We start from the raw sequence: 20,222 nt of genomic DNA on the forward strand, positions 1-20,222 counted from the left end.
TCTCGTGCTGGGCGCCCTGCCTTATTGTATGGCTGTTTACTGTGTAGAAATGCAATATCTTGTATCTCGCCTTTGCTGATGGTGTTTATGCGAATGATGCTGTCGCAAGTCGTTTAACGACAAGGCAACATATTGTGCCTCTATGCCGGGTGCTGACGCATAGTGTACCACGCCCGCCGCGTTTGAATCAGCAGTTGCTCGGCTGCTTCTCTGTTGAGCGTTTCGGGTAGCGTGGAGGTAGCAAAGGCGGTATTTACCCGTTCTACCAACGTTTCGGCTTCGGTTACCAATTGCTCGTACTCAAACTCGCCGCGGCGGATTTGTAGGAGGAAGTCCCGGTCGGGGCGGCGGACGTGCAGGCGGCCTTCGGTGGCTATTTCCTCGGCCATGCGCAGCAGCCGGAACACGTGGAGCATGTTTTTAGCGTCGTAGTTTTTGCCGTGCTGCACGGTGTTTTGGTAGCGCTCGGGGTTGCGCTTCTGCTCCCATTCCTTGTACTCGCGGTACACGCGGCAGTAGGTGCTATAGCCGTTACGGTTGAAGCTGAGGTAGGCCGCCGGCACCTCCCCTTTCGGCACGGCCGAGAGCTGCACATCCTGCGACGTTTCTGGGTCGCGCACCAGACCGCGGTAGCCGTGGCGCTGGTCGGGAGTTTCATCTACGAATAGGGCATACAAGTCGGTGAGGTGTGGTACATTGGCCAAGCCACACTGACTAGCCCCGTAGCCGCGCCGTTCCAGCCAGATGGCTACCGGCTGCGCGCCTGCACCCACCGTCACGTAGCAGAAATCCAGCACTGATTTGCGGCTAGGCGGCTCAGAATGGTTGATTTTCTTGTTCAGTCCTTTCGCCTTCCTGATCTGCGCTACGGCGTATTCGGCAAAGCTCTGGCGACACAGCTTCGAGAGGAAATCTTCGGCTCGAAACGCCGCAAACAGCGGGTGCCTATACACCACGCAGTCCTCGGGAGTACCGAGCAGCTCTAGCACGGTAGGGTTGTTCTTGAGCAGCAGTTCCACGAAGCGGCGCAGCTCGTAAAATACCTCGTCGTTGGTATCATTAGCCACCTGCGGCACGTAGTCGAGGCCGTAGAACTCGGTTTCGGGTAGGATGAACACGCCTTTCAGATCGGTGTCGGAGTGCGGCAGGTGGGTACCGTAGGCGCGGCTGCCGCTGATGGCTTCGAAGAGAAGCAGGCCGCGTTGTCGCAGGTCGGCAATAGTCATGGGCGGGTGTAGAGACGCGTATTCGCGTCTCGTCGTTGCTGATGTTATTTAATTAGAGCGGGCTGTTCTGGTGGAAAACGGCGGCGTGATTCTACCATAAATCCGTTCGGTCGTTCTGACGCCGAGACGCGAATATGCGTCCCTACATAGTACCCGCGTCCGGTAGCCACGCCCGAAACAGCACGTCTAGCGCCGCCGTGGGGTCAGGCTGGCGAGTGACGGGTAGAGTTTCGCGGGCGGCTAGGGCAGCTTCGTACTTAGCTTGCAGATATTCGACTAGCATGGCCGGACGGGGCACAGTGGTTTTGTCGTCGGCGGTGGCTTTGCGGGCGAGTAGCTCGTCTACTACGCTGTGCAGCGCGGCTGGCAATAGCTCACGGAGCGGCCGGAACTCCATCGGCGGCACCTCATCAGGGCGTTGCCGAATCCAACTCGCAGCCAGCGTGGAGCGCAGAGCGTAGAATAGGCGTTTCAGGCGTACATGCTGGCTGGTCAGATCGTCCTCTACCCCGCGCCGCATCAGGCCCAGGTAATGATGCAGCCCGGCCCGCGGGTTCCAGCACGCCGACAGCAAGGGGCCCAGCGCCTCCCGGTACACCACCGGCGACTGTAGCCACTCGAACAAGGCCGCGTTGCCGCCGCGCAGCAGCTTCAAGGCTTTGCGTAGCTCCCAGCCGGCTAGGTCCAGCTCGTTGTCCACGGGGAAGTTGAGCGTGTCGGGGCCGGCGTCGAGGGTCAGGTACCAGTTGGGTGAGTGGCTGTAGAGAAAGCGCACATCGTAGTCGGAATCAGGCGAGGGAAAACCCCAGGCCCGGCTGCCCGACTCGCAAGCGTAGAGGATGCGGATATGGTGCCGGACTTCAAGCTGCTGGAGGGCGGTTTGGATGCGGGCGTGCATGAGCCAGAAAGAAAAAATAGTAAAGTGATGAGCTTTCTGCTGCAGATCTTGCGGGTAGCCGCTACATACCTACAACCGTGGGTCCATAGCCTCGCTTTCCAGCGCCAGTACGCCAAATACGCACTGGTGCACAGCCCGCAGCGGCTGGCCGGCCACGAAACGCTCCAAACCTTCCACACCGAGGGTGAACTCGCGCAGGGCGAGGTTGCGCTTGGACTTCACGTTTCGCTCGCGCAGGCGCTCCAGGTTACCGGGCAGGAGGTAGTCGGGGCCATAGATGATGCGCAGGTACTCACGGCCGCGGCACTTGAGGGCGGGTTGAATAAGCCCTTTTTTGGTGGTAGAAACGAAGTCGTAAGGCTTCACCACCATGCCTTCGCCGCCGCTGGCCGTGAGGTCGAGCCACCATTGGGTAGCGGCTTCTACGTCGGCACTATCTTGCAGATGCACCACGCGGTAGGGCGTGGCACGGAGCAGGCTTTCATCGGCCAGACACATCGCGCGCAGGGTTTCCATATGCCAAGCGTGGTCCTTGTCGAAGTAGGTGCGGCCCTCGGTAGCGAGCAGGTGGAAGGGCGCCAGGCGCAGGTCGGCGAGGCTCTCCACGGGCCAGCAGTAGCGGCGGTAGGCATCGGCGTAGTGGTCGGCGGCGGTGCGGCGGGCCGAAGTGCGGGCCAGCAGGGCTTCTACCCCATCGAGGCCGCGGGTGGCAGCTTGCGCCAGGGCGGCTTCGGCCAGAGGTAGGGCGGCAGTAGCGGCGGCCGCCACGGCGGCGTACTGCGTCTTAATCAACTCCTGCGCCTTGGCCGACCAGGGTAGCAGCTCGGCATCTAGGCACACCCAATCGGTCTGGAACCGTTCCCAGAAGCCACTTGCCGTGAGGGCATCCTGCAAGCGTGTAAGGAAGGCTTCTTCCAGGGCTTCGTTGGTGAAGAAGTTGCGGCCGGTGCGGGTGTAGCACTTGCCCGGCCCCTCGCCTACCACCCCAAAGCGGCGCCGGGCGGCATCCTCACTACGCGCCAGCGCCAACACTACGCGGCTGCCCATGTGCTTTTCCTCGCATACTACCCGCTCCAGGCCTTGGCGGCGGAAGTAGTCGAAGGCTTCGGCGGGGTGTTCCAGCATATCGGGCAGCGCCGAGGTTTCGGTGGGCGACATGGTAGGCGGTAGGTACAGCAACCACTTTGGATTTAGGGCAAAGCGCGACATCACCTCCAGCGCCGCCACCGCGTTTTCCTCCCGAATCGTGACGGAAGGCAGCAACCGCGTCTGGATGATCTGCTTACCCATCACATCGCGGATGTCGAGCAGGTCGTCGCTTTCCTGTTGCGCTGTTAGCACTTGGCTATCAGCTGATAGCTCGTCGTTCGAGTTCGTTTTAGAAGAGGCTAACGGCTGAGAGCCGACAGCTATCAGCGGGCGCACCGGCTCGCAGTACACTTGTTGCGCCAGCACCGATACCAGTTCACGCTCGGGGTAGCGGAGGGCAGTGAGGCGGCCACCGAATACGCAGCCAGTATCAATGTCGATGGTGTTGTTAAGCCACTCAGGTGCGGGCACGGGCGTATGACCGTATACCACCATGGCGCGGCCGCGGTACTCGGCGGCCCAGTTGTAGCGCACGGGCAGGCCAAACTCGTCGATTTCGCCGGTGGTTTCGCCAAACAGCGCAAAGGCCCGCACGGCCCCCGAGCCCCTACCCTGCATTTCCTCGCGCATGCCAGCGTGGGCTACCACCAGCTTGCCGCCGTCCAGCACATAATGGCTCACCAGCCCATCCAAAAACTGGCGCACCTGCGCTTTAAATGTATCCGTCTCCGAGGCCAACTGGGCTATGGTAGCGGCAAAGCCGTGCTGTTCGTTCACGTTTTTGCCGTTGAGGTAGCGCAGCAGCTTGATGTCGTGGTTGCCGGGCACGCACAGGGCCACGCCGTCCTGCACCATGCGCATCACCAGCCGCAGCACCTGCGGCGAGGCTGGCCCCCGGTCTACCAGGTCGCCCAAAAACAGGGCACGGCGACCGGCCGGCGCCGTCACGCGCACGCCCAAATCCCGCGCATCAGTCACCGGCTCTTCCTCTACTACATAGCCCAGCTCCGTGAGCAGCTGCACCAACTCGTGGTAGCAGCCGTGCACGTCGCCGATGATGTCGAACGGGCCGGTGTCCTGCTTGCGGTTATTGTAGAGCGGATCGCGCACAATAGCCTGCACGCCGTCAATTTCCTCGGGGCCACGCAGGTGGTAGATGTGGCGGAATCCCTCCTGCCGGAGCGTCTTGAGGCTACGGCGCAGCTGCTGACGTTGCTGAGGCACCACGTGGCGGCCCAGGTGCTGGCGCTCGGCCCGCTGGCGGTTGCGGTCCTCAGCCACGTGGTCGGGCACGTCGAGGATGATGGCGGTGGGTAGCACGTGGTAGTAGCGGGCCAGTTGCACGAGGGTTTTGCGGGCCTCGGGCTGCACGTTGGTGGCGTCTACCACCGTCAGCAGGCCGCGCTTCAGGCGCAGCCCTACCAAGTAGTGCAGCAGGGCAAAAGCATCGGACGTAGCCGCTTGGCTGTTCTCATCATCGGCCACCAAGGCCCGGCACCGGTCCGACGATACAATTTCCGTGGGCTGAAATAAGCGATGCGCAAACGTACTTTTGCCTGCTCCTGAGGTGCCGATGAGCAAAACCAGGGAGAGCTCGGGGAGCTTAAGGGTATCTTGGGGCATATAGAGGACAAAAGGAAATAGAGACAGACGGCGCCTTGGCAACAGGTCATTATCCGTTTATCACCTGAATAGAATGACAATTCACGGGTTACTCTCGACGCTCAAAGCTAATCTGAGTCAAACAGATATCACACTGTATCCTGGCGCGAGTAAGCAACTGATTCAACAATTTGAGCAGGAAATGAGCTTGACTCTCCCAGCTGATTTCAAAGCGTTTTACTCGTTTTGTAATGGCTTTGAATCAGCCGAGGATATGTTTCGAATTATTCCGCTTGAAGAAATACTTGAGCAGAAGCGGGAGTTTGAGCCTCAACAGTTTTATGTAGCCGAGTATTTGACTTATTGTGATATATGGGAGGTTGAGCTAACTTCTCAATCTTCTGGCTATCAGATTCACCATATGAATGTTGCTCTGACTGATTCGCTTGCAACTTTTATTGATCGATTTCTACGAGATGGAGTTTATACAAAGAATGGCGGCTTATTAGATTGGCCGGACGAGGTTCAAGGCCGTAAATCTTAGTGATAGAAGTTCGTGCCTTCCCTACAAACCTATGGCCGCTACGCGGCCGGAGACGGCACTATCATTAGCCTGTAATCCAACCAACTCTCTTACCCTACCTCAAATACAGCCAGCTGCGACGGGGCTCCTACCTCCGCCTCTGCCGGGCCCAATGGCTCCACGCGCACGCGGTAGCCGTGGCGCTCGGCCACCCCTTCAGCCCAGGCGGTGAACTGCGCCCGCGTCCACTCAAAGCGGTGGTCGTGGTGGCGGAAGTCGCCGGCAGCGAGGGATTCGTATCGCTGGTTGTAGTCGGCGTTGGGGGTGGTGACGAACACGGTGCCGGGGCGGGCGCGGGCAAATACCACTTCCTCAAACGCCGCCAGTCGGCTTTCGTCGAGGTGCTCGATGACTTCGACCACGGCGGCCGCATCGTAGCCGGCCAGGCGCGGGTCGTGGTAGAGTAGAGAGCCTTGTGTGAGCGTGAGCCGCTCGCGCTGGCGCGGGGGCATTTCGGCCACGTGCAGACGCTGCTGCGCCCGCTCTAGCTCCCGCCACGACACGTCCATTGCCAGAATGTGCTCGATTTTTGGGTTTTTCAGCAGCCGGCGCACCAGCTTACCTTCCCCGCAACCCAAATCCAGCACCCGCGTGGCGCCAATCCCCTTGATTTCCTCCGCCACGCGGTCCAGGCGCAAATCGTGCAGGTTTTGCTTGGCGGCGGTTTCAGCGGCAGCAGCTCCTGTAGCATCCGAAATAGCGGTTAGTTCGGCGAGCGGTTCCGACGCATCATCCGACGCCTCGGCATCTAGGGCCAATAGCCGTTTCAAGGTAGGGTTGACAAACTCCGCAAAACGCAGGTAGCGCCGCGTAATAAACTCCCGGTCGGGGTGCTGGGGCAGCCACTCGGCCCCGCGGCGCAGCAGTTTTTCGGCTTCGTCCTGACTTATCCAGTAGTGCTTGTCGCCACGGTCGAGCACCGGAATGAGCACGTAAAGGTGGCTCAGCAGGTCGCGCAGACGCAGGGCCGAGTGGCGCAGGCGCAGCGTGTGGTAGCGGCTGGCGCCCCACTGCGGCACGGTCGGGTCGAGCGGATGCTCCTCCACTTCTATCTCGTAGCCCAAGGGTGCAAACAGGCGGCGGAGTTGCTCGGTGCTAGTGGCGGGTAGGGCCGCCACGGTGGCTTCCAGCGGCAACGAAACGTCGGGCAGCTCGGGGCGGTCCTTGCAGGTGCCGTTCATGGCCGTGTTGAACGCTTTAGCCAGGGCCGTGCTCAGAAACGATGACGCAGCGTAGGGCCGGTCGTTGACGTACTGCTCCAGGGCAAAGCCCTCGCCGGTCGGGCCCCGGTGGTTGCGCACCAGCGCGATGGGGTCGATGTCGAGCAGCAGGGCGGCGGTGCAACGCTCGGCCGTGGCTTCGGGGTAGAACACGTGCGCCTGCCCGTAGGCAATATCCACCGACTGCAAGCGGGCGGGATTCTTATGCAATAGGTAGCCCAGATCAGTAGCGGGCTGGTGGGTGGTAGTAATTGTAAGGAGCATATCATTATATGATAGAATGGCGAAGTGCCAATATTACAAGAACGGGTCTTTTTATTACAAGCACATTCACTGGGGCATTTTACAGCTACAGGACACGCATCAGGCACTCAATTTGCTCTTTTCTAATTTTGCCCATGCTATATGGGCTGCTTACCGCTTTCTCTTTATCCTTTTTCATGAAGCAGTTTTTCTTTCTATTCGCTTTATTCCTAAGTTTTGAAGCTTCTGCTCAAATGCTACCGGGCACGCCGCGCAAAAAATACCTACGTCCTAAGAAAGACGAAGAATGTGCTTACGTTTTCAACGTCACCAAAAACACCGATGAGGAAGCTGAAATAACGGCCTCCGTCACGCGTCTGGCCTATCGTCCCTACGCCGAGCTGCTCACAGAAATCACGGAACTGCGCCGAATAAATAACTGGGCCGATAGCACCTACCAACGCAAGTTTCAGGCCTTACCGGCTGGTGGAATGCTGGTAGTTACTATGTATCGGCGCGGCGCACAGAACGCCGACCCAGCTCTGCTCAGCGTTACCGCTCGTGATAAAGCTGGCAAAGAATTGCTAGCCGTACCTTCTTTACCAGAAGGGCAAGGTCGATTTTGGAATCGTGACTTATATATGAGTAAACGCAGTATACCATTTGTTAAAATTGATGATCAACAGACGGTATATGTGACACTTAACGACGCAAAGCTCAAGCAAGACTTTGAGTATGTAGTAAACACCCAATAATAGAACAGATTTTGATCTGACAATAAAAATCCCGTGTCACCTAATCTATCAGGTAACACGGGATTTCGATTTTTATACAAATGTTGCATGAAATAAATAGAAAATACTATATATACTTTTGTTTAAACAATTGGTGCCATTGTGTTGCCAGTAGTGTTTTCGCGTCCAGAAGCTTTTCCTTATATAATTCCTCTGCTGTCAACTCCACGAGTTCGAGGTGTTCATTTTCGCTGGCGACACCACCGCCAGTTCCCGTTTGCTTGCTGACTTCGGCGTAGTAGATATAGTGCCGCTCGGCTGAATTACCGGGCGAAGCATACACTTCGGCAATAGGGATCAGTGCATCAACGGGGTAACCTAGCTCCTCTTGTATTTCGCGGCGCAGCGCTTCTTCGGGATTTTTATCCTCTGGGTCTATCATGCCCGCTACGATTTCCAGCACGTCGGCCTCGGCGCCTACCCGGTACTGCTGCACCAGCAGAAACTTTTCCTTTTGCGTGTCGAAAACCAACGCGGCCACGGCCTGCCCAGGCTCAAAACGCTCTCGTTGCAATTCTTTGTCGCCGTCCTGCACTGTTAGCTTGCTGAGCTTGTAGTGACCATCGTAAGCGATTTTTCGATCAGTTATTTTCATGGAAGGCAAAAAAACGGTTCGTGAAAGATTATCAGCCAATACGAACAAAAACGGCCGGTAGCTTGTCGTGTTGCGGTAGATACGGCGGCAATGCCCGCAGCTTTCTACCTCTTGCTGTCGATAGCAGGCTGCTAATCAAGCACAACGCTCGCTTTCCTGTTACCGCTTGCACCCGCATTGGTGGTCTGGCTCTGCCTGATTTTCTGGTGCGCACCAATTTCTACCGCAAACCTTCCGACCTTTGCGGGCTCTATTCACGCGCTGGCCTGAGGCCAGTGGCCCGTTAACGGGCATTTTCCTACTTTTTTTAATGTCCTTCGACGAACTCAATCTGATTGACCCCATCCTGCGCGCTTTGCACGAGGAAGGGTATACGACGCCTACCCCTATTCAGGCGCAGGCAATTCCGCAGGTGCTGGAAGGCCACGACCTACTGGGTGTGGCTCAAACCGGTACCGGCAAAACGGCCGCCTTTACAGTTCCTATTCTTCAGATTCTGCACCAAACGGCACAGGTAGCGCAGCATTCGCACTCCCGCATTCGCTGCCTGGTACTCACGCCTACCCGCGAATTGGCCATCCAGATCGGGGAAAGTTTTGGGGCGTATGGCCGCCACCTGAAGCTGCGCCACACGGTTATCTTTGGCGGGGTAGGCCAGCTGCCCCAAACGCAGGCGCTACGGCGCGGCGTGGAGGTGCTGATTGCTACCCCCGGCCGCCTGCTCGACCTCATGAATCAGGGCTACGTGGACCTACGTCACCTCGACGTGTTTGTATTGGATGAGGCCGACCGCATGCTGGACATGGGCTTTATTCACGACATCAAGCGCATTCTGCCCAAACTGCCAGCTAAGCGGCAAACGCTGTTTTTCTCGGCTACCATGCCGGGTCAGATTCAGGAGCTGGCCAACTCGCTGCTGCGCCCCAACCCGGTGAAGGTAGCCGTAACGCCCGTTTCGAGCACTGCTGATACGGTATCGCAGGCTGTATATTTAGTGGAGAAAAACGATAAGCCCGCCTTGCTGGAACACGTGCTGGCCGATAAAAACATCCGCCGCGTGCTGGTATTTACCCGCACCAAACATGGCGCCGACCGCGTGGTGAAGACGCTGGCAAAGGCCAATATTCCGGCCGAAGCCATCCACGGCAACAAGTCGCAGAACCATCGGCAACGGGCGCTCAGCAACTTCAAGGCCGGCACTACCCGCGTGCTGGTAGCCACTGATATTGCCGCCCGCGGCATCGACGTGGATGAGCTGACGCACGTTGTCAACTACGAAATGCCCAACGAACCTGAAACCTACGTGCACCGCATTGGGCGCACGGGCCGGGCCGGCGCCGATGGCATGGCGCTGTCGTTTGTGGAAGAGGAGGAACGCGCCTATCTACAGGACATCCAGCGCCTGATCAAGCGTCAGATTGACGTTGTGTTTGAGCATCCTTATAAGACCAACAGCGTGGAGCCCGTGATGCTGCACAGCGGCAAAAACATTCAGCGGCCCAAAGGTCCGGCGGGGCGTCCGCCGCGGCCCGGCCGGGGCAGTAGTGGCCAAGGCGGGCGCTCTGGTGGGCAAGGGCAAGGTTCGGCTGGCCGCACCGCCGGGCCTAGCGCCAGTGGCTCCTCGCGCCCTGCTACGGGCGGCAATCGGCCCGCAACGGCAGGCAGCAGCGGTGGCGGTGGCAACCGTCGTCGCTTCCGAGGTGACAGCGGCGGGCAGCGCTAAGCTCGTCAGGTTCCTACCCCACTAGAGCATAAAAAACCCGAACGTCTGGAGGCGTTCGGGTTTTTTATGCCCCAGTGGGGTCAAAAGGAAACAAAAAATCCGGCTATCGGCTTATATTTCCGAACACTCTTTTTCTATTTCTGTATGGCTATCAGCACTCTTCCCGTCATTCAGGCGTTGCGCGCCACGGCACAGCGTCTGGCCACGCAAGCGCCCTACCAGTGGGGCCACATGGGTAGCTGCAACTGCGGCCACCTAGCGCAGACTATCACCCACCTCACCAAAGCCGAAATCCATAGCCGGGCTATGCAGCGCTACGGCGACTGGGAGCGGCAGCTCATCGACTATTGCCCTTCCAGCGGCCTACCCATCGATGATACCATCGACGAAATGCTGGCAGCGGGCTTCACCCGCCAGGACCTCGCGCATCTAGAGCGCCTTTCCGATCCGGTTATTCGCGGTGCCTTACCCCTGGAACGGCGCAACGCACTGCGCCACAACCAGCGCGACGATGTAGTACTCTACCTCCGCACCTGGGCCGACCTATTGGAGCAGCCATTGCTACAGGCCATCACACTGCCTACGCTGTTGCCTATCCCTGCTTTGGCTACGGTTAGCGCTTATTAGTAAACGTCCTACCACCTACTACACAGAAGCCCCGCCGGAGTCGATCCGGCGGGGCTTCTGTGTATAACAGCCAACTCTGCCGATAAAGGCAGATAAAAGATAGGTTAGTAGTTTACGTTGCTGCGTTGCGCCTCACGGTACATTTCGGGGCGGTGGCTGCGCTTGTAGGCAGCATCAGCATCGGGGTCTTTCTCAGGATCGGGCTGTTGCGCGCAAGAAGAAGCAAATAGCAGCGTGGCGCTGGCAGCAAGCAGAAGAAACAGGCGAGACGTTTTCATAGCCCAAAGGTAAGCATCAACGCGAATAACGCCAAGCCGGACTTTCTCACGCTTATCAGCTTTTGTTTTGAGTTGATATCCAACCAGCACTAGTGCTACTTATTACAAAAGTCAACAGTCACTTATTCTCCGCCGCTTCTTGACGAAAGCCTGCTGTTGGTCACTGGTCAACAAATGTCCTTCCTGTTGACCTACGATGACCCTTCCTAAAGTCATGTTACTTTTGTTAAGTTGAAATGGGACAGCCAATAATAAAAAACACCTACTAACAGCTTTGGCCAAATAAAACGAGTAGGATTTATTGTTTTAACAAGCCAATCTAACTGTCAAGGATTTTAGCACTGTTACTATGCATTTCACTGAGGAACCAACAACCTAACCTATATAACTATTTCAATATTAAATAAGACTACATACTAACGCATAAACACTAAAGCCACACTTCCGCATAAGTGTGTTAAGTATCTGAAAAATAACAAAATATAAATACATATAATCATTCTGTTAGCTGAGCTTACTTAGCAAAGTAGCACCAGACACAACCAATTTTGCCAACGCATTGAAACACTTGCAAGCAGCTTGTAGCACACCACAACCATTTACTGGTATAGAGAAGAAATAACCAGCCTGCCAAATTGGATTATTGCAATTCCGAGCGTTCAACAATATCCTTGCCACATCAGAACTCTTATTTGCTAAGAAGCATAAATAGCACAAGTTACTTCTCCGGCTGGTAGTCCGTGAACGTACCATCCTGATAGAAGATAATTATGCGTCGAATAGCCTTATTAGTAGGCGTAGCGGCTAGTGCGGCGGGTAGCGTAGTAGCTTCTAAAGCTGCTGGCGCAACTGGTGCAGGCGGTGTAACCGATAGCTCAGGGGTAGTGGGCACCTGGGCGGCAACAGTGCTTTCTTCACGCTCAGGAGCGCTTATTTGCTGGGGCGGAGCGCTTGTAGGCTCTTTTTTGGGCTTTACAGCCTGACTGCTGGGCTCCGATGGAACCAGGGCGGCTGCACGCTGCTTTTTCTTACTGGGGCTTGCTACGATCGTAGGAACGGTCTCCGGCGTATTAGTAGCAGTTGCTTCGGCTGGCGCAGATGCCAGCATAGGGCCTTCTCCTTTCAGCAGCCAAGGCAGTGCTAAGTCAGGGAAAGCATCCATTATTTTCTGCATCACCTCCAGGCTGGGCTTATTTCGCCCATTTAGGATGTGGCTGACTACGGGCCGGCCGATACCAATAGTATCCGCGAACTGCGTAGGAGACAGTGCGCGTGTAGCCAGAATCTGCCGGATGCGTTCGATCATACCAAAGCTGCAAGAATAGTGTAGTGTCAGCTTCACAAATGTACGCAACCCACGTGTTTGCACTAGCACGATGCTCTACCTATTCTCTTTCTTATCTTGATTACATATGTATTTACAAGAGCAATCTGAAGTTTACATATGTATTTACAAGGGTAATCTGCATATTCCTCCCTATTTACTTGCCGTCTTTATTTTATTAGTAGCAGATGTAGCTATTGCCATTGAATAGTTACTGTGGTTACATGCAAAAAGCCGACTGACGCTATGCGCGCAGTCGGCTTTGAGGTAACTGTCAGAAATTCTTTCTCCCTTCGGCGGCTCGCTAACTAAGCGTTCTTGCGTCCAGGTACTCTAAGCTGAAACGAATCCGTCAGAGGGCTTATCAGCTTTATTGAATCTTGCAACGATAGAGGAGGTTCGACTAAAGAGGAGGCTATCCAAAGGCCCTAGTTGAAGTATTCTTTCGCTAGGTTCTTGTCGTGTCCGTAGATGTCGTCGCGGAAGTTCAGGTGACCGGCATCGTCTACCCACGCCGTGAAATACACCAGGTATACGGGCAGCTTTTCGGGTAGGGTGATGTACTTTTCCTGCCGCTCTCCGATGGTGCTCAGGATAGTATTTTCATCGTAGCCAGGCTTATTGCGCAGCAGGTAGGTGGCCAGCTTAATGGGCTCGGCTACGCGCACACAGCCGTGACTGAAGTTACGCTTGGTCTGGCTGAACAACTCGTCGTGGGGCGTATCGTGGAGGTAGATATCGTTGGAGTTGGGGAAGATAAACTTCACGTCACCCAGGTCATTTTTGGGACCGGGACGGCGGCGCAACGTGTACTTCCAGTTCGCCTGCGTGAGGTTCGCCCAGTCCACCGTAGTGGGGTCGATGGGGGTAGCTTTGGCACCCCAACCCTTCACCACTTCCATATCCAAACGGTCGAGGTAGGCCTGAGGATTAGCCACCAGTTTCGGACGCATTTCTTTATCGATAATGCTGAACGGCACATTCCAATAGGGGGCCAATACCACGTACTCCACCTTGTCGCTGAAGACCGGCGTTGCGTTCAAAGTCTTGCCCACAATGACATTCATGTTCATCACTTCCTTGCCTTCCTCCACTACATGTAGCTTGTAGTCCGGGATGTTTACGAGCAGATAATTTTGCTCGAAACGCTTCGGAATCCAGCGCCAGCGCTCCATGTTCAGCACGATCTGATCGATGCGTTTGTCGAGCGGTATGTTGAGCAAGCGCAGGGTTTCTCCGCCTACAACACCATCAGTCCGCTGCCCAGTTTGCTGCTGAAACTTCTTCACGGCAGCCACCAACTCGCTGTCGTATTGTTGGGCGGCGGGCGCCGGCGCGGGGCCATTGGATGGGCCATTGTTGGCTACCGTCTGCACAGGCGTGGCAACGTCTTGAGCAGGCGTGCCCGGCTCATCGAGCAGGCGACGGCGCAGCAACGCCACGGCCGGTGACGTATCGCCTGGCTTCAGCTTGGTGCCGGCCGGCAGGGTAGGCCAGCCGCCGTTGCGCTGGATAGTGCGGTACTCAGCTAGCGCCTTTTTCAACCGGTCGTATTCAGGGTGCAAGGGCTCGAACTCGTAGTAGGGATACGTGCTTTCGCGCTCTTGCAAAATGGTCATGAGGGCCTTGTGCAACTTGATTTTGTTGCGTTTCACGTCCCAATCAATGTTTTTAACTTCTCGGGGATTTACAGTTCCTCGATAGAAATCGGAGGCCCAGGTGAAGTAAGTACCCGATAAAGCCACGTCGATTTGCTTCTCTAGGCTGTTGCGCTGGGTGGTATCACCACGGGCTTTATCTAGCTCAGCAAAGAGCTTATCGAAGTTTTTGATCTTGTATTTCTGCGGATCTAAGCCTTCATCACCGGCTTGGTTGATGACCTCAAGTAGCTTCTTGGCCTGCGGTACTACCTCGTGGTTTTTAAACCAGCCCAGGCGGTAGTCGCGGGCTTTGTAAAACTTCTTGGCCCAGTCGAGCTGACTTTTGAAGGCGGGTTCGGCCAGCATCTGGCGCGCCACATACACGCTATCGAGCGTGGGCTGCGGGCCCTGGTTGCCGGTGAGTACGCCGGGTAGCGCCTCCTGAACTTTCGCCTTCTGCTCCTGGCTGCAGCTGGTAGCCGACGCCAAGAGCGTCAGGCCGCAAAGCCAGCAGAGCAGTGTGGTCAGGAAAGCGGAGTGAAACAGTGATTTCATGAATTCGGTGAAGTGGAAGAAATGATAGCAGCTCCGTCAGATGCCAAGGAATTATTATTCCCGACCATCGGATGCGGCGCGTGCCCGTTCTACTCCAAACGCTACCGTAGGGTTATTGCGTTCCGAGGCAGGGCTCATCTCATCAACATGCAAGGTAGGAGTTTTGTCTCACCCACGCACATCTTCAGTATACAATTGGGCAGGCCCTCCGGATGAGTAGGTCGTCTCACTGAGCGTCGGGGGGGTTGCGGCATGTGTGGCGCTCAGTTGTTCTTCCGCATTTTAATAGTAGCCTTCCGTCTCTGCTTGGCGCGCCAGTCGTATACCCTACCCGTACTCACGCCACGCGGCCCGACAACCATTAGACTGTCGGCCGCTTTCTATTTCTTTTATGACTTCTTTCGTTCCCGCTCTTTCCGACTCGCACAGCTATGCCCGTTTGGGCGAGGTAGGCGTTCGTCATTTACAGTTACAGCTGCGTGTTGATTTTGCCAGCCGTACCCTGGCGGGTCATGCTACCTGGCAGCTCCACAATCCAGCCGGCGCCACCGAGCTCTACCTTGACACCCGCGACCTGCTGGTGGAGGTCGTGCTACTCGGCGGCCCCGAGGGTAAGCCTACTCCCTTCAGCCTGGCTCCCACCGATCCGGTGCTGGGACAGGCACTGCGCATTACCCTGGAGCCAACCACTGAGCACGTGACCATCCGCTACTGCACCACGCCGGGCGCGGCAGCCTTGCAATGGCTGACACCTGCGCAAACGGCCGGGCGCGAGCAGCCATTTCTGTTCACCCAGTCGCAGGCCATTCTGGCGCGCACCTGGCTGCCGTGCCAAGACTCGCCGGGTGTGCGCTTCACCTACGAGGCGCACATTGAAACGCCCGCCCACCTGCTGGCTCTAATGAGCGCCACCGATAATCCCCAGCAGCTTGATGCGGCCGGGCGCTATCAGTTTCGGCAGCCCTACCCTATTCCGGCCTACCTCATGGCGCTGGCCGTCGGCGACCTGGCCTTTGCGCCGCTAAGTGAGCGCACTGGCATCTACGCTGAACCAGCTACTCTACCCCTAGCCACGCACGAGTTTGTGGACCTAGAAAAAATGGTAGCCGCCGCCGAGGATTTGTATGGCCCCTACCGCTGGGGTCGATACGATTTGTTGGCACTTCCGCCTTCTTTCCCATTTGGTGGCATGGAAAATCCATGTTTAACATTTGTTACACCCACGATTTTAGCCGGGGACCGAAGCCTAACCAGTTTGGTGGCTCACGAGCTAGCGCACTCGTGGTCGGGTAATCTGGTTACTAACGCTACATGGGATGATTTCTGGCTAAATGAGGGCTTTACGGTGTATTTCGAGCGGCGTATTATGGAGCAGCTATATGGCCGCACGTATGCCGATATGTTGCAAGCATTAGGATTTACCGATTTGCAGCATACCCTCGTAGAGCTAGGCCCTACTAGTGCAGACACGCACTTGCGTCTGCACCTGACCGGGCGCGACCCCGACGAGGGCATGACCGAAATTGCCTACGAAAAGGGCGACTACTTTTTGCTCACCTTAGAACATTTAGTAGGCCGCTCGCGCCTCGACTCCTTTATTAAGGAGTACTTCACTCGCCACAGCTTTCAGTCCATGGATACAGCGAGCTTCATAACTTATCTGCGGCAAGCGTTGTTAGACCAAGAGCCCGGACTAGAAGAGAAGCTTCAGCTCGATGCCTGGATAAACGGTCCGGGTGTGCCGGGGGTAGCGCCGCCCGTAGCCTCCGCCCGCTTCGATGCAGTAGATGCCGCCCGGCAACAATGGATAGAGGGCAAAGTGGCTCCTACCCTATCCACTGCCGACTGGAGCAGCCACGAGTGGGTACACTTCCTGCAAGGTCTCCCCCACTCCCTGACGCACGCCCAACTGGCAGAGTTGGACAACACCTTCGACCTTACCCATTCCGGCAACGCCGAAATCCTGGCGGCGTGGTTTCCGCTGGCGCTGGCCGCTGGCTACTCCCCTGCCGATGAGGCCTTGCACCAGTTTCTGGTACGAGTGGGGCGGCGTAAGTTTTTGGTGCCGCTCTACCGGGCGGTGCTGGCTACCCCCGGCGGCCGGGAGCGCGCCCGGCAAATTTATGCGGAGGCACGGCCCAACTACCACGCCGTAGCCACTAACACCCTCGATGCGCTGCTTAGATAACCCTAAACCCGGCATCATTACTCCGGCCCGATGCTTGCAGCCTGGACCGGTGCGTTGTATTTTGTGAGTTGATAAAAAAACAGTCGTAACGTTGAACAATCAAAAACCCCTCGGTAAGCTGATTGCCATCGGTGGCAACGAAGATAAAGGTACCTACTCCAGCGCTAGTGTGCGCAAAAAGTATTACCTCAACTTTTTTGAGCTGGGTATTCTGCGCCGCGTGGTGCAGGAGTCGGGCAAGGAAGATCCGCGCATAGAGGTAGTGACCACGGCCTCCATGATTCCGGAAGAAATCGGGAAGATCTACGTTTCCTCGTTCGGCATGCTGAACTGCCGCAACGTGGGCGTGATGGATATCCGCACCCCCGATCATGCTCGCATCCCCATGTACCTGGAGCGCCTGCGCCGCGCCGACGTGGTGATGTTCAGCGGTGGCAACCAGTCGCGGCTGCGTGAGATGTTCGGGGAAGGCGAGTTCCTGGAAATCCTGAACGCCCGCTACCACCGCGAGTCGAACTTTGTGGTGGCCGGCACCAGCGCCGGGGCCATGGCCATGTCGAAGATTATGATTCGGGGCGGCTCGGTGCCGGATGCGCTGATGAAGGGCGCCGTGAAAATCGGCAGCGGCCTGGGCCTGATCGACGACGTGGTGATTGACTCGCACTTCGTGAAGCGCGGCCGCTTTGGCCGGCTCATTGAAGCCGTGAGCCTCCACCCCAAGCTCATTGGCATTGGGCTGGGTGAAGACACGGGCGTGCTCATCACCGGCGGCAACATCATCGAGACTATCGGCTCCAACCTGGTCATCATCATGGATGGCCATACCATTCAGCACAACAATGCGGCCGTCGTTAAAAAAGGCGCGGCGCTATCCGTGGAGAACATGACGATGCACGTGCTGGCCAAAGGCAACGTGTATGACATTGACGAGCGAAAATTCTACGCCGGCAAAACCAACTTTGCCGAAACGGTGACTGTCGAGCAGCCGGGGCAGATGTAGAGTCGAACGTGTATTATAAAAAGAGCCGCCATTCTAAGTGACTATTAGAATGGCGGCTCTTCTTTTATCTGTTGAACTCTATAAAAAGGAAGCAACTAAGCCTGCTTATTTTATTTGATGCAGCAAGTCGTAACCATGTGCTGTTACCAATAAAGGAATAGCTCCCCATGCTAGCCCGCGGGATTCAGCGACTTGATGTACTTCCTCCAGCAATTCTTGTATTCGTAGAATAACCAATATTTCAGCTACGTCATGCGCTTGCTCTAAATTTTCGGACACCTTCTCTTCGTAAAAATAGGTTTCAAAAGCTTCTTGTACGGATTCGAATCCGCCTAGCACTAAATGCTCCTCAGTCGTCGTATCAGCCGACCAGTTGGTGAGCCATTCAGCATCCTCTCTTGTACCCGCTTCTTCGTAGGCAAATCCATCGAAGTACCATTCTTCCGTATTGATGTCAAAGGCATTCATTTCTACATAGAGGGCACCCACCGGCATTCTAGGCGATACACTTTGATAAAAGGCGTCCAACCAAGTCATGACGTTTTGCTGCTGGTAGAGTATGCTGGTACCCAACACAACATGAAAATAAGTTGTCTCAAGGCTTCTGAGCTTACATTCTGCTTGCGCAATAGCTTCTTTCAGTTTTCCCTCCTGGATTAAGCCTTGGAAGGAGTCGAAGAGAGCAAAATCCATTATTGAGTGAGTATAAAAAGGAAGGCGAAGCCAAGTATAGGTCTGGTTGACTTGTGTCTCTAACCGGACACATCGTCTATGTAAAGTAGGGTAAAATAGAACCGGCTTACATACCTATATATAATAAGGAGTAGCCATCAAAAACGAGCCGTTGCTACATACCCCTACTCCTTATTATATATGTCCCCTACCCTTCGTCGCCGTAGACACCTATATATATAGGAGTGGTATCGGTTAGGCTGGCGCGGTACATGCCTTCGGAGTTGAAGGGTAGGGCCACGTGGCCGGCGGAGTCTACTGCTACTAGGCCGCCTTCGCCGCCTACCGGGGCCAGCTTGTCGTGCACGACGATGCGGCAGGCTTCGGCGAGGCTCAGGCCGCGGTACTCCATCAGGCAGGCAATGTCGTGGGCCACTACGGCACGTAGGAAATATTCGCCGTGGCCGGTGCAGCTGATGGCGCAGGTGCGGTTGTCGGCCCAGGTACCGCTGCCGATGATGGGCGAGTCGCCGATGCGGGAGTAGCGCTTGTTGGTCATGCCGCCGGTGCTGGTGGCGGCGGCCAAGTGGCCGTGCTGGTCACGAGCCACGGCGCCGACGGTGCCCATTTTCTTTTTGGGGTCTTCATTGGGCTGCTTCGCTTCGGAATGATCGAGGCGCATCTTTCCTTCTTTCAAAGCCTCTTGCAACTGGTCGTAGCGGTGCTGGGTGAAGAAGTACTCGGCGGGTTGGGTAGGTAGGTTGTGCTGACGCGCCAGCTCATCGGCGCCGGGGTAGGCCAGCAGCACGTGGTCGGTGTGCTCCATCACGAGGCGGGCGGCCCGGATGGGATTCTGCACGGTGCGCACGCCGGCCACAGCACCGGCCAGGCCGGTGCGGCCATCCATAATAGACGCGTCCATTTCGTGGTGGCCTTCGTGGGTGAACACGGCGCCGCGGCCGGCATTGAACAGCGGGCAATCTTCGAGGCTGCGCACAGCCATTTCCACGGCGTCGAGGGCTGGGCCGTGGCGGCGGAGCACTTCGGCGCCGGCTTCGAGGGCCGTTTGGAGCGCGGCGCGGTAGGCGCGCTCGGCCTCGGCAGTCATGGAGGTACGGGCAATGGTGCCGGCGCCGCCGTGCAGGGCCAGCGCCCAGGTAGTAGACATAAGCAGACGAAAAACAGTGGGAGAAATCGGCCGAAAAGTACGCAAACTATCCTACCCATTCCCGGTCCCTACCCCGTACAAGATACCCGCCGGACATGGCCGCCGTCGGTTTTTTTTCGTACGTTTGATTAACTGTTTTCACATTCCCTAATATTCTGTTTTATGGCTTACGATGCTACCGGCCGCCTGCACGAGATTTTCGACGAGCAACAGGTGAGCGAGAAATTCCGCAAGCGCGAGTTCGTACTGGAGGTTATAGATGGTCAGTACCCTGAGCATATCAAGTTTCAACTGGTGCAAGACAAAACCGCGCTCATCGACCCCTACAAGATCGGTGACGAGATTAAAGTGACCTTCAACCTGCGTGGTCGTGGTTTCAATAAAAACGGCCAGATGTTGTACTTCACCAACCTGGAAGCGTGGCGCTTAGAGGCAGCTGCAGGTGGTGCTTCGGCTCCGGCTGGTGGTGGCTACTCGCAGCCAGCTGCTGCGCCTCGCGCCGCTGCTCCTGCCCAGCAAAACCAAAACCCCAACCTGCGGGCGCAACCCGCTGCCCCCATCGCCGGCGACGACGACAACGACCTGCCTTTCTAATTTTAAACTGTTAGCTGATGGCTGCTAGCTATTGGCTTGTCGTTTAAATTTCCAGTAGGCTTGCCTGCAAGAAAAAGCCACTTTCCGACCGGAAAGTGGCTTTTTTTCGTTTCATACTTACAGAAGGCTAGCAGCCATCAGCTACTAGCAAATAGCGTAAGAAAATGCTGCAAGAATTAATTAAGCAAGGCGAAGGCGAGCGG

The 20,222-nt window shown here is 56.4% G+C and carries 17 protein-coding genes; 7 read left to right on the top strand and 10 right to left on the bottom strand.

From position 1 onward, the window contains the following. Positions 1–140: 140 nt before the first annotated feature. The 3 genes from KYK14_RS12565 to KYK14_RS12575 all read right to left on the bottom strand — a co-directional run bounded on the left by KYK14_RS12565 (position 141) and on the right by KYK14_RS12575 (position 4,836). A complete protein-coding gene (locus tag KYK14_RS12565; protein ID WP_219159218.1) occupies positions 141–1,226 on the bottom strand; it encodes a DNA polymerase beta superfamily protein in 1,086 nt (361 codons plus the stop codon). A gap of 142 nt (positions 1,227–1,368) precedes the next feature. Further along, complete coding sequence (locus KYK14_RS12570; RefSeq protein ID WP_219159219.1) at positions 1,369–2,124, bottom strand: nucleotidyltransferase domain-containing protein; 756 nt, start codon at positions 2,122–2,124, stop codon at positions 1,369–1,371. A 69-nt stretch (positions 2,125–2,193) separates the two neighbouring features. Continuing rightward, complete coding sequence (locus tag KYK14_RS12575; RefSeq protein ID WP_219159221.1) at positions 2,194–4,836, bottom strand: polynucleotide kinase-phosphatase; 2,643 nt, start codon at positions 4,834–4,836, stop codon at positions 2,194–2,196. 73 nt (positions 4,837–4,909) lie between these two features. Here KYK14_RS12575 and KYK14_RS12580 point away from each other — a divergent pair, with 73 nt between their 5' ends. After that, positions 4,910–5,359 (top strand): SMI1/KNR4 family protein, encoded by a 450-nt coding sequence (locus tag KYK14_RS12580; protein ID WP_219159224.1) that lies wholly within the window; start codon positions 4,910–4,912, stop codon positions 5,357–5,359. Positions 5,360–5,448: 89 nt separating this feature from the next. Here the strand turns inward: KYK14_RS12580 and KYK14_RS12585 are convergent, their stop codons facing one another. Next, a complete protein-coding gene (locus tag KYK14_RS12585; protein WP_219159226.1) occupies positions 5,449–6,882 on the bottom strand; it encodes a 3' terminal RNA ribose 2'-O-methyltransferase Hen1 in 1,434 nt (477 codons plus the stop codon). 176 nt (positions 6,883–7,058) lie between these two features. Here KYK14_RS12585 and KYK14_RS12590 point away from each other — a divergent pair, with 176 nt between their 5' ends. After that, complete coding sequence (locus tag KYK14_RS12590) at positions 7,059–7,616, top strand: hypothetical protein (protein ID WP_219159228.1); 558 nt, start codon at positions 7,059–7,061, stop codon at positions 7,614–7,616. Positions 7,617–7,722: 106 nt separating this feature from the next. Here KYK14_RS12590 and KYK14_RS12595 read toward each other — a convergent pair whose 3' ends face one another. After that, the gene (locus KYK14_RS12595) at positions 7,723–8,250 is read right to left on the bottom strand and encodes an NUDIX domain-containing protein (RefSeq protein WP_219159230.1); all 528 of its coding nucleotides are present in this window, start codon (positions 8,248–8,250) and stop codon (positions 7,723–7,725) included. A 310-nt stretch (positions 8,251–8,560) separates the two neighbouring features. Between KYK14_RS12595 and KYK14_RS12600 the strand changes: the two genes are divergently transcribed. Then, positions 8,561–9,973: a DEAD/DEAH box helicase gene (locus tag KYK14_RS12600; protein ID WP_219159231.1), complete on the top strand. Its 1,413-nt coding sequence runs from the start codon at positions 8,561–8,563 to the stop codon at positions 9,971–9,973. Between the two features lie 144 nt (positions 9,974–10,117). After that, on the top strand, positions 10,118–10,600 hold the full coding sequence (locus KYK14_RS12605) for a hypothetical protein (RefSeq protein ID WP_219159232.1): 483 nt from the start codon (positions 10,118–10,120) through the stop codon (positions 10,598–10,600). A gap of 104 nt (positions 10,601–10,704) precedes the next feature. Here the strand turns inward: KYK14_RS12605 and KYK14_RS12610 are convergent, their stop codons facing one another. The 3 genes from KYK14_RS12610 to KYK14_RS12620 all read right to left on the bottom strand — a co-directional run bounded on the left by KYK14_RS12610 (position 10,705) and on the right by KYK14_RS12620 (position 14,397). After that, positions 10,705–10,878 (bottom strand): hypothetical protein, encoded by a 174-nt coding sequence (locus KYK14_RS12610; RefSeq protein ID WP_185283885.1) that lies wholly within the window; start codon positions 10,876–10,878, stop codon positions 10,705–10,707. 718 nt (positions 10,879–11,596) lie between these two features. Next, the gene (locus KYK14_RS12615; RefSeq protein ID WP_219159234.1) at positions 11,597–12,184 is read right to left on the bottom strand and encodes a helix-turn-helix domain-containing protein; all 588 of its coding nucleotides are present in this window, start codon (positions 12,182–12,184) and stop codon (positions 11,597–11,599) included. Between the two features lie 446 nt (positions 12,185–12,630). Beyond that, positions 12,631–14,397: a L,D-transpeptidase family protein gene (locus tag KYK14_RS12620; RefSeq protein ID WP_219159236.1), complete on the bottom strand. Its 1,767-nt coding sequence runs from the start codon at positions 14,395–14,397 to the stop codon at positions 12,631–12,633. A 391-nt stretch (positions 14,398–14,788) separates the two neighbouring features. Between KYK14_RS12620 and KYK14_RS12625 the strand changes: the two genes are divergently transcribed. Continuing rightward, positions 14,789–16,585 carry a M1 family metallopeptidase gene (locus tag KYK14_RS12625; RefSeq protein WP_219159238.1) on the top strand — a complete coding sequence of 599 codons (1,797 nt, stop codon included), beginning with the start codon at positions 14,789–14,791 and terminating at the stop codon, positions 16,583–16,585. 91 nt (positions 16,586–16,676) lie between these two features. Next, on the top strand, positions 16,677–17,585 hold the full coding sequence (locus tag KYK14_RS12630) for a cyanophycinase (RefSeq protein ID WP_219159240.1): 909 nt from the start codon (positions 16,677–16,679) through the stop codon (positions 17,583–17,585). 105 nt (positions 17,586–17,690) lie between these two features. On the opposite strand, the gene KYK14_RS12635 is transcribed toward KYK14_RS12630, so the two are convergent. Then, a complete protein-coding gene (locus tag KYK14_RS12635) occupies positions 17,691–18,278 on the bottom strand; it encodes a hypothetical protein (RefSeq protein ID WP_219159242.1) in 588 nt (195 codons plus the stop codon). Between the two features lie 187 nt (positions 18,279–18,465). Beyond that, the gene (locus KYK14_RS12640) at positions 18,466–19,425 is read right to left on the bottom strand and encodes an isoaspartyl peptidase/L-asparaginase family protein (protein ID WP_219159244.1); all 960 of its coding nucleotides are present in this window, start codon (positions 19,423–19,425) and stop codon (positions 18,466–18,468) included. A gap of 162 nt (positions 19,426–19,587) precedes the next feature. Between KYK14_RS12640 and KYK14_RS12645 the strand changes: the two genes are divergently transcribed. Further along, positions 19,588–20,019, top strand: a complete 432-nt coding sequence (locus KYK14_RS12645) for a DUF3127 domain-containing protein (RefSeq protein ID WP_187318386.1) — start codon at positions 19,588–19,590, stop codon at positions 20,017–20,019. Positions 20,020–20,222 lie beyond the last annotated feature (203 nt).

Origin of the sequence: Hymenobacter profundi (genome assembly GCF_019334315.1) — a bacterium.
Lineage (GTDB): Bacteria > Bacteroidota > Bacteroidia > Cytophagales > Hymenobacteraceae > Hymenobacter > Hymenobacter profundi.